This window comes from Streptomyces sp. NPDC058864, from assembly GCF_042742985.1.
GTDB lineage: Bacteria > Actinomycetota > Actinomycetes > Streptomycetales > Streptomycetaceae > Actinacidiphila.
Genome location: NZ_JBHYMQ010000135.1, coordinates 1 through 10,018, shown reverse-complemented (window position 1 = coordinate 10,018; position 10,018 = coordinate 1). Strand labels below are relative to the sequence as shown.

Annotated in this window: 9 protein-coding genes; 6 read left to right on the top strand and 3 right to left on the bottom strand. The window is 72.7% G+C overall.

The genetic code is table 11. The features are described 5' to 3' along the window. Positions 1 to 51 precede the first annotated feature (51 nt). The gene (locus ACFW3D_RS41625) at positions 52 to 663 is read right to left on the bottom strand and encodes a PadR family transcriptional regulator (RefSeq protein ID WP_500513653.1); all 612 of its coding nucleotides are present in this window, start codon (positions 661 to 663) and stop codon (positions 52 to 54) included. Between the two features lie 446 nt (positions 664 to 1,109). Here ACFW3D_RS41625 and ACFW3D_RS41620 point away from each other — a divergent pair, with 446 nt between their 5' ends. From ACFW3D_RS41620 to ACFW3D_RS41600, 5 genes are all read left to right on the top strand, one after another. After that, positions 1,110 to 2,006, top strand: coding sequence for an aminoglycoside phosphotransferase family protein (locus ACFW3D_RS41620; RefSeq protein WP_500513652.1), 897 nt, complete (start codon positions 1,110 to 1,112; stop codon positions 2,004 to 2,006). Positions 2,007 to 2,086: 80 nt separating this feature from the next. Beyond that, positions 2,087 to 2,680, top strand: coding sequence for a hypothetical protein (locus ACFW3D_RS41615; RefSeq protein WP_500513651.1), 594 nt, complete (start codon positions 2,087 to 2,089; stop codon positions 2,678 to 2,680). A gap of 148 nt (positions 2,681 to 2,828) precedes the next feature. Continuing rightward, positions 2,829 to 4,283 (top strand): rifampin monooxygenase, encoded by a 1,455-nt coding sequence (rox, locus tag ACFW3D_RS41610; RefSeq protein WP_500513655.1) that lies wholly within the window; start codon positions 2,829 to 2,831, stop codon positions 4,281 to 4,283. 514 nt (positions 4,284 to 4,797) lie between these two features. Next, positions 4,798 to 7,329, top strand: coding sequence for a Pls/PosA family non-ribosomal peptide synthetase (locus ACFW3D_RS41605; RefSeq protein ID WP_500513650.1), 2,532 nt, complete (start codon positions 4,798 to 4,800; stop codon positions 7,327 to 7,329). Between the two features lie 112 nt (positions 7,330 to 7,441). Continuing rightward, on the top strand, positions 7,442 to 7,897 hold the full coding sequence (locus ACFW3D_RS41600; RefSeq protein ID WP_500513648.1) for a tellurite resistance TerB family protein: 456 nt from the start codon (positions 7,442 to 7,444) through the stop codon (positions 7,895 to 7,897). Between the two features lie 83 nt (positions 7,898 to 7,980). On the opposite strand, the gene ACFW3D_RS41595 is transcribed toward ACFW3D_RS41600, so the two are convergent. Together ACFW3D_RS41595 and ACFW3D_RS41590 are read right to left on the bottom strand one after the other, a co-directional pair. Further along, entirely contained in the window at positions 7,981 to 8,922 is a 942-nt protein-coding gene (locus ACFW3D_RS41595) for a M56 family metallopeptidase (RefSeq protein ID WP_500513647.1), read from the bottom strand. A gap of 8 nt (positions 8,923 to 8,930) precedes the next feature. After that, positions 8,931 to 9,314 (bottom strand): BlaI/MecI/CopY family transcriptional regulator, encoded by a 384-nt coding sequence (locus tag ACFW3D_RS41590; RefSeq protein WP_500513645.1) that lies wholly within the window; start codon positions 9,312 to 9,314, stop codon positions 8,931 to 8,933. Between the two features lie 165 nt (positions 9,315 to 9,479). On the opposite strand from ACFW3D_RS41590, the gene ACFW3D_RS41585 reads away from it, so the two are divergent. After that, positions 9,480 to 9,719, top strand: a complete 240-nt coding sequence (locus tag ACFW3D_RS41585) for a twin-arginine translocase TatA/TatE family subunit (RefSeq protein ID WP_500513644.1) — start codon at positions 9,480 to 9,482, stop codon at positions 9,717 to 9,719. Positions 9,720 to 10,018: the final 299 nt, after the last annotated feature.

Here is a 10,018-nt window from a genome sequence, read left to right as displayed (position 1 = left end):
CCGCGGGGCCCCGGCCGCGCGGCCGCCCGGCCCCACCGGCGTACAACGGGATCAGTCCTCGTCGGCGAGGATCAGGTAGAGCTTCTTGCGGGCCTCGTTGACCACGGTCAGCGCCTTGTCGCGCTGTTCGGGCGTACCGGTCGCCCAGACCTGCCGGAAGGCGTCGACCAGGCCGGCGCCCGCCTTGCGGATCTCGTTCATGGCCTCCCAGTCGATGCCGCGGCCGGCCTCCTCCCAGGGGGCGTCGGGCCCCGACTCGGCCTCGGTACGGCCGGCCTCGGTGAGCGTGAAGAGCTTCTTGCCACCCTCCGACGCACTGCTGATCAGGCCCTCGTCCTCGAGCAGTTGCAGCGTCGGGTACACCGAGCCGGGGCTCGGCTTCCACGCACCGCCGCTGCGCTCGGCGATCTCCTGGATCATCTCGTAGCCGTGCATGGGCCGGTCGGCGAGCAGCGCAAGGATCGAGGCACGCACGTCGCCGCGCCTCGCCCGCCCCCGCGGGCCTCCCCTGCCGCCCCGCCCGCCGTGCCACGGCCCGGGCCCCCACGGCCCTCCGCCGAACGGCGGCCCGAACGGCCCGAACGCCGCGCGCCGCCCCTCCTGATCATGCTCGCCGCGGCCGTGATGGCCGGGCCCGAAGTGTCCGTGTCCATGGGAACGCATGATGACGCTCCTTCCATCGTCGTACGGTCGCGATGCCTCAACGATATATCGGAAACAGTCGCAGAGCAAGACCCTCTCACCTGCGGCTCCCAACGAACCGGTCTCCTGGGCCTCCGTCTCGGCGAACCCGGTCGCGCGACTGAGCGCGCTGAGCGCGCTGGGGGTGCTGGATCGCTGTACCGGCTGGGATGGATCAGGCGGACCGTGCGTCGAGTTGTCGTACGTCGACGCGGGACGGGGGCCTCGCCGGCCCCCGACGATCCGCGACATCGACTTCGCCGGCCCGATGCCGATACCCGCCGAAAACCACCTGCCTCGCAGCGGGTTCCGTGATCTACTCCCGGTCGTGTCGTCGGTGCCGCCGGACCTCGACGACACCCTCGTCGACCGGGACACGGACTTCCGCGCTGCCGTTTCGGATTGGACCAGTGGAAGGGGGCTGCGAGATGACCATGCACGATGACCAAGTGGTCGTGACCACCCGCATCGTTGCGACCTTGGTGCGAGAGCAGTTCCCTCAGTGGAGCGGCAAGACGATCCAACTCCTTCCGTCGACCGGGACGGTCAACGCCATCTTCCGCATCGGGAACGACCTCTCCGCGCGTTTCCCTCTGCGTCCGGCCGATGCCGCCGAGGCGCTGGCGGTTCTGGAACGGGAAGCCCGGGCGAGCGCGGAGCTGGCTCGGGTGTCGAGGTTCCCCGTCCCGGAACCCGTCGCCCTGGGAAAGCCCGGAGCGGGTTACCCCATGCCGTGGTCGGTCCAGACATGGCTGCCGGGAACGGTCGCCTTCGATGCCGACCCCAGTGGGTCGGACGCCTTTGCCGAGGACCTGGCGGCCTTCATCGCAGCCCTGCGGGCCGCCGGGACGCGGGGGCGGCTTTTCAGCGGCGGAAATCGTGGCGGCGTCCTCGCCCACCACGACGAATGGATGGCGACGTGCTTCGAGGAGAGTGAGGGGCTGCTCGACGTGCCCCGGCTGCGTCAGGTGTGGAGCCACTTTCGGGAGTTGCCGCGCGCGGGTGCCGACGTGATGAGCCATGGCGACCTGATTCCCGGCAATGTGCTGGTCGCGGGAGACCGGCTCAGCGGTGTGCTCGACACCGGCGGCTTCGGCCCGGCCGACCCCGCGCTGGATCTGGTCAGCGCCTGGCACCTGTTGCGGCCAGGCCCGCGGGAAGTGCTCCGGCGGACACTGGACTGCGGCGATCTGGAGTGGGAGCGCGGCAAGGCATGGGCGTTCGAACAGGCGATGGGTGTCGTCTGGTACTACGCCGAGAGCAATCCGACGATGAGCGGAATGGGCCGCCGGACGCTCGACCGCATTCTGCAGTCGATGGAGTGATGCCGCGGTCGGCGCACGTGCGAAGCCCGAAGGCCGGGGCGAGTGTCACGGGCACAGGCGGATCAGCCATACTGCCCGCCGTGGAGCAGAGCAGAGGTCCGAACATCCCGCTCGTACAGGCCGCCGGCATCGATCCGGCATACGTCCCCGGCATCCTCGCGCCGGAACCGGACGACGACGACAGAACCGAGGCCGCGGCCTCCGAGACCGGCAGTGCGTCCGACGCCGCGGCCGACGTGACGACCGGTGCCGTGCCGTCGCCCATAGCGACCGCGGAGGAGTCAGCCGCCGACACCGACGACAACGACGAAGGCGACGAAGGCGACGACGGAGTCACCGAAGGCTCCGACGCGGGCCCGGTGTTCGAGGCGGCCGACCGCAGGGGGGCGATCCGGGCGGACCGGGACGGCCTCGCCTTCCGGCTGGACGACACCGAGGCCGAGTTCGGCTGGAAGGAGATCGGCGCGGTCGAGGTCGACGTCCCCAAGTGGGGGCATCGCTTCGGCGTCACGGTCTACTTGTCCCCGCGTCGCTGGTTCGGAACGTGGGTCGACGCGCCCAGCCGACGCCAGCTGCGGGCCTGGAACGCCGAGTTCGACGCCGTCCTCGACGTGTACTTCGAAGCCGACACCGAGGAACAGGACTCCGCGGAGTCCTCAACGCCGGGGCGTTGAACCGGTCGGTCCCATCGCGACGACGAAGGCGAGGAGCACCGCTCCTCGCCACTCTCAACGTATAGCGCATGGGGGGCCTTGCGGCAAGGCCCCCCATATGCCGCAGAATCACCGCCTTGAACCAGGACCTGCGGGGATGGGTGTGTTGATGATCGACGTCATCGTCGTCGGCGGCGGACCGACCGGACTGATGCTCGCCGGCGAGCTGCGGCTCCAGGGGGTACGGGCGCTCGTGCTGGAGAAGGACGCGGAGCCGAGCGCGCAGACCCGTTCGCGCGGACTGCACGTCCGCAGCATCGAGGTGATGGACCAGCGCGGACTGCTGGAGGCGTTCCTCGCCCGCGGCAGGAAGATCACGTCCGGCGGGCTCTTCGCCGGCCTCGCCGGCCGGTGGCCGGAGCGGATGGACACCGCCCATGGGTACGTCCTCGCCATCCGGCAGACCGACACCGAACGCCTGCTGACCGAGCACGTCACCGAGGCCGGCGTGGAGATCCGGCGCGGCACGGAACTGACCGGACTGGAGCAGGACGACGACGGCGTGACCGCGGAGCTCGCCGACGGGACGCGGCTGCGCTCGCGCTACCTCGTCGGCTGCGACGGCGGACGCAGCACCGTGCGGAAACTGCTCGGCGTCGGCTTCCCCGGCGAACCCTCCAGGGTCGAGACGCTGCTGGGCGAGATGGAGGTTGCCGCGCCGCCGGAGACGGTGGCCGCCGTGACGGAAGAGGTCCGCAGGACACAGGTGCGGTTCGGCGTCATCCCCGAGCCCGACGGGCGGCACTGCCTCGTCGTGCCCGCGGACGGAGTGGCCGAGGACCACGCGGCGCCGACCTTCGAGGAGTTCAAGGAGCGGCTGCGGGCGGTCGCCGGCACCGACCTCGGCGTGCACTCGCCGCGCTGGCTGTCCCGCTTCGGCGACGCCACCCGGCAGGCCGAGCGGTACCGGGTGGGCCGGGTGCTGCTCGCCGGCGACGCCGCGCACGTCCATCCGCCGACCGGCGGACAGGGGCTCAACCTGGGCATCCAGGACGCGTTCAACCTCGGCTGGAAGCTCGCGGCCACGGTGAACGGCTGGGCCCCCGAGGGGCTGCTGGACAGCTACCACGCCGAACGGCACCCCGTTGCCGCCGACGTGCTGGACAACACCCGCGCGCAGATGCAGTTGCTGTCCACCGAGCCGGGTCCGCAGGCGGTGCGCCGGCTGCTGTCGGAACTCGTGCACTTCGAGGACGTGAACCGGCACCTGATGGAGAAGATCACCGGGATCGCGATCCGCTACGACTTCGGGGCGGGCCACGAACTGCTCGGCCGCCGGCTGCGGGACGTCCGGCTGAAGCAGGGGCGGCTGTACACGCTGATGCACGGCGGCCGCGGCCTGCTGCTCGACCGTACCGGCGGGCTGTCCGCGGCGGGCTGGGAGGAGCGGGTCGACCACGTCGTCGACGTCGGCGAGGAACCGGACGTCCCCGCGGTGCTGCTGCGCCCCGACGGCCACGTCGCCTGGACCGGCGAGGACCGGCACGAACTCCTCGCCGCCCTCCGCCGCTGGTTCGGCGCCCCTGCGTCGTCACGGGCGAACGCATCTTCGTCAAGGGCGTGATCGAGAGGCCCGTGACCGGCAACGGAGAGGTCTTCTCGTGGGGCGTCCGCGCCTCCCCGGGAGTCGGGGAAGCCCTCCGTCGTCCGGCCGAGCACCGAACCCGGCCTCTGCAGGCCGAGCACCCTCGATCCGAGGACCAACGCCCGCACGCGACCGGCCGGGCGGCGCCCGTACAGCGAGCCGGAGCCCACCGACCACCCGCTCGCCGTCGAGCAGCACACGGGCACCGCCGGTGACCGCGTGCACGGGACCGCCATGGCGGTGCCGGACCCGGAGTGACCCGCTCACCAGGGGGTATCGCGTTCCGGCGATCACCAGTCGCCGAGGGTGACGGGCCGGCCGGTTGGCGTCCACGGCGCCCCGGGCCGAGACTGCGAGTACGGCACACACATCCCGATCCCGGACACGGGGCCCACCCACAGATTCCGGATCGCGCGCCCGGACCTCGGCAGGGGCGGTACCGCCTCGGCGCTCGGCTCGACCGCACGTGGTCCGCACCCCTCATGGAGCCGCCATGGCGGACATCCCGGTCGACGTCCTGACCCCCGATCCCGACGAGTCCGCGGCCACCGACCGCGAACGGATCCTCGCCGAGGTGCTCGCCCCGGTCGTGCAGGCCGAGCGGGTCCCGCTCGACGGCAACTTCTTCACCGACCTCGGCGCGGACTCCATGGTGATGGCCCGCTTCTGCGCGCGGCTCAGGAAGCGCCAGGACGTGCCGCCCGTCTCGATCAAGGACGTCTACCGCCACCCGACCGTCCGGAGCCTGGCGGCGGCCATCGCGGACGCGCCGCCTCCCGCGGCCGCCGTACCGGCTGCCGTGTCCCCAGCGGCGGAGCCGGACGGACCCGGCGGCGTACCGGACGGCCCGGTCGGTACGGCGCGTTATGCGCTGTGCGCGGGGCTGCAACTGCTGTTCTTCCTCGCCTACTCCTTCGGGGCGGCCCTCGTCCTCGCGGGCGGCGTGGACTGGATCGCGGGCGGCTCCGGGCTGCTCGGCACCTACCTGCGGGCGGTCGTCTTCGGGGCCGCCGTCTTCGTCGGGGTGTGCGTACTGCCGATCCTGGGCAAGTGGGTGCTCGTCGGCCGGTGGCGCCCTCGGGAGATCCGGCTGTGGAGCCTGGCGTACGTCCGCTTCTGGTGCGCCAAGACACTGATCCGGGCGAATCCGCTGGCCCTGTTCGCCGGGTCCCCGGTCTACTCCCTCTATCTGCGGGCGCTCGGCGCGCGGATCGGACGACGGGTGACCGTCTTCACCCGTCACGTGCCGGTCTGCACCGACCTGCTCACGGTCGGCGACGGCACGGTGATCCGCAAGGACGCCTTCCTCAACTGCTACCGGGCGCAGTCCGGGGTGATCCGGACCGGGCCGGTCACGCTCGGCAGGGACGTGCTGATCGGCGAGGCGACGGTGCTCGACATCGGGACCTCCATGGGCGACGGCACCCAGCTCGGCCACTCCTCCTCGCTGCACGCGGGCCAGGCCGTGCCCGACGGCGAACGCTGGCACGGGTCCCCGGCCCAGCCGACCGAGGTCGACTACCGCCGCGCGGCCGGTCCCGCCCGCTGCGGCACCCTCCGCAGGGCCGCCTACGCGGCGACGCAACTGCTGACGGCCCTGCTCGTGTACGTGCCCCTGGGCGTGGGCGGCGGCGTCCTGCTGGTGGCCGCGGTCCCGCAGTTCCGGGCGCTGCTGCGGCCCGGGCCCACGGCGCTGACCGGCTGGACGTTCTACGCCGAGGCGCTGGCAGCTTCCGCGATCTTCTTCTTCGGCGCGGTCGTCCTGGGCGCCCTGCTCTCGGTGACCGTCCCCCGGGTGCTGGGACCGTTCGTCCGGCCGGGCAGGGACTACCCCTTGTTCGGCTTCCGCTACGGGGTGCACCGGGCCGTCGGATTCCTCACCAACCGGCGCTTCCACAAGGTGCTGTTCGGCGACAGCTCGGCGATCGTCCCCTACCTGAGCCGCCTCGGGTACGACCTGGGCGACGTCGAGCAGACCGGCTCCAACTTCGGCCTCACGGTGCGCCAGGACATCCCGTGCCTGACCAGCGTCGGCCGGGGAACGATGATCGCCGACGGGCTGTCGGTCATCAACGCCGACTACACCGCGACGTCCTTCCGCACGTCCGAGGTGACGATCGGCCCGCACAACTTCCTGGGCAACTACATCGCCTACCCCGCCGGGGCCAGGACGGGTGACGACTGCCTCCTGGCCACCAAGGTGATGGTGCCGCTCGACGGTGAGGTCCGCGAGGGAGTCGGCCTCCTCGGCTCCCCCAGCTTCGAGATCCCCCGGTCCGTCCTGCGGGACAGCAGGTTCGACCACCTCGTCGCGGACCGCGCGACCTTCCGGCGCCGGCTGGCGGCCAAGAACAGGCACAACGCCGCGACCATGGCCCTGCACTTGGGGTCGCGGTGGCTGTTCTTCTTCTCGGTCGCGCTGGTCGTTTCGGCCGCCGCGGACCTCTACGAGACCCTCGGCCCGGGCGTGATCGCGCTCGCCAACGTCCTCACCGTGCTGTTCGCCGTCGCCGGCATGGTGCTCACCGAACGCTCCACCGCGGGCTCGCGCGGCCTGCGGCCGTTGTACTGCTCGATCTACGAACGCCCCTTCTGGCGGCACGAGCGCTACTGGAAGATCACCCATCCGACCGAGGCGATCGCGCTGTTCAACGGCACGCCCTTCAAGACCGCCGTATGGCGGCTGCTGGGAGTCCGCGTCGGCAGCCGGGTCTTCGACGACGGCTGCTACGTGCCGGAACGGTCCCTGGTCAGCATCGGCGACGAGTGCGTCCTCAACGAGGGCACCCGGATCCAGTGCCACTCGCAGGAGGACGGCACCTTCAAGTCGGACCGCACCACGCTGGGCAGCGGCTGCACCGTCGGGGTGGGTGCCCTCGTCCACTACGGCGTGACGATGGGCGACGGGGCGGTCCTCGCGCCCGATTCCTTCCTGATGAAGGGCGAGGAGGTCCCGGAGCGGGCCCGCTGGGGCGGCAACCCGGCCCGGGAGCTGCGGGACGCCGCGGCCGACGCGCCCGGCTGAAGTCGCGCCGCGGGGAACCATCTTGGACGGCCCCTCGTTTCTACAGCGCTGTAGTAAACGCGGACGTCCGGCCCGGGAGGCGGTCCGGGCTCCGCCGAGACCTGGAGCGTTCATGCCCCTGTGGGACCGCATCAAGGAATCCGCCGCCACCATGCAGACGCAGCTCGTGGCGAAGAAGAACGACCTCAAGAGCGGTGCCTTCCGTGACGCCGCCATGGCGATGTGCGCGCTCGTCGCCGCGGCCGACGGCACGATCGACCCGTCGGAACGGCGCCGGGTCGCCCAGCTCATCGCCACCAACGAGGTCCTGCAGAACTTCGACGCGACGGACCTGCAGCGCCGTTTCGAGGACAACCTCGGCAAGCTCACCGCGGACTTCGACTTCGGCAAGGTCAGCGTCCTCCAGGAGATCGCCAAGGCCGCCAAGAAGCCCGCCGAGGCGCGTGCGGTCGTCCAGATCGGCATCGTCATCGGCGGCGCCGACGGCGACTTCGACAAGACCGAGCAGGCCGTCGTCCGCGAGGCCTGCCACGCCCTCGGTCTGCCTCCGCACGAGTTCGACCTCTGATCCCCGTCGTCGGAGCGGCTCCGGCCGGTCGAGGACCGGGTGCTGCCGTCCGCCCCGGCGGCAGCACCCCCGGGCCGGCGGCCCTACAAGGGCGTGGCCGCGTGCAGGATGAGGAACAGGGTGACCGCGGAGTTCGCGGAGGAGAGCGCCGAGGCGGCGGTGCCCGCGGCGGCGCCCCAGGCGGCCAGGCCCACCGCCGTGGAGACCGGCGGCCAGACACGCCCGGCGGGGGCGGGTGCCAGCAGGGCGGCGACGCGGCGCGGCACCGGACCCGTGGTCGCGAACCCGGCGGACCCGGCGGGACCCCCTGGTGGGCCGGCACCCGCGGAGACGAGCGCGGCCCTGCCGATCGCCAGCGCGACGGTACGGCGGCTGCCGACCGTCCGGGCGGCCGCCTCGTCCGCCCACCGTTCGGTCGTGTAGGAGACCGCGGTACGCAGCGGCCGCAGGAAGGGGTTGGCCCGCGCCGCGAGTTGCACGGCCAGCAGGAACCGGTGGTGGCGGCCGGCGAGATGCGCGCGCTCGTGGGCGAACAGGGCACGGCGCTCGGCCGCGGTCAGCCTGCCCAGCAGCCCGGTGCTGACCACGATCCGCGGACGGCGGCCGGGCAGCGCGTACGCGTACGGCACCCCGTCGGGCAGTACCGCGACCGGCCCGTCCGGCAGGCCCGCCAGCGCGCGCCGGGCCCGGCCGCGGACCCGGCGGTGCCGCCACGCCGCCCGGGCGCAGGACCCCAGCACGACGAGCAGGGCCGGGATGGCCGCCCTGCCGGCGACCTCGTCGTACGGGACCGCCGCGCGCACCTCGGGGTCCGACCACCCGTCCGGCAGCGGATTGCCCGGCAGTTGCGCGGTGCCGACCACGACCAGCAGGGCCAGGCAGAGCGTGCTGCACAGGGCGAGCACCCCGGCCACCGCCGACAGCAGCCGGGTCGCCGTCCGGGGGTGCAGGTGCTGCGCGGCCAGCCGGGCGACCGGCCAGGCCGTCAGGGGCAGGACCAGCGGCAGGAAGACGAAGACCCCCATGGCCCGCCCTACTCCTCGGCTTCCCCGGCCTGGTCCAGCAGTTCCCGCAGCATCTGCTCGTCCTGCGGCAGCAGGCCGGTCACGAAGCTGGCCAGCACCGCCTGCCGGTCCTGCTCCCCGTCCAGCACCTTGCGCATGCGCAGCGCCGCCAGGTCCGCCTGGTCGGCGGTCGGCGTCCACACGAACGACCGGCCGGCCCGTTCCCGCGTCACCGCGCCCTTGGCGAGCAGCCGCGTCAGGATCGTCACCACCGTGGTGTAGGCGAGTGCGCGGCCCAGCTCCTCCTGCACCCGTGCCGCACTCACCGGTCCCGGCGCCGCGCGCAGCGCCGCCAGCACCTCGGCCTCCAGCTCCCCTTGACCTCGTCGCCTGCCGTGCACCCGGTCCCTCACCCCGTCTCGCTCCAGCCGGCCGCGGCACCCGCCGTGGCCGGGGCGGTTCATCGTAGCCAGCGGCGGCCCTGCGCCCTGGCCCACGCCTACTACAGTGCTGTAGTTTTCACAGGGTCGTCACCAAGGGCGCCCTGGCGCCCCGTCCAGCCGGAGGGAACCCGCACGATGTTCGGCCTCAGCGAACTCGCCCTGCTGCTCATCGTGGTCATCGTCGTGATCGGCATCAGGAAGCTCCCCGACCTCGTCCGCTCGGCCGGGAAGGCGACCCGCATCCTCAAGAGCGAGGCCGCGGCCATGAAGGCGGACGAGGACCCGGCCGCGGAGCGGCCCGCCCCGCGCGTCATCCGGGCCGCCCCCGAGGACGTGATCCGCAGGACCGACGGCTCGGACGGCGCCGACCGCTGAACCCTCCCCGGCCGCTTCGCCGAAGCCCCGGACGGGTCCTCGCCATCCCCGCGACCATCGCCGTGTACGGACCGCCGGGGACAGGGCGGACCGTGCCACGCCGCGCGCGAGCCGGAGTTCGCCACGCCACGCGCGGGACGTCCCCCTCGCGAGGCCGCCGGCCAGGCCGGCGGCCGGCGGCTCAGGCCGCTTCCTCGGCCAGGTCCGTGGCGGGGCCGACGAGTTCCTCGAGGACGTCCTCCATGGTGACGTAGCCGAGCAGCGTGCCGTCGTCCCCGGTGACCGCGGCCAGGTGGGTG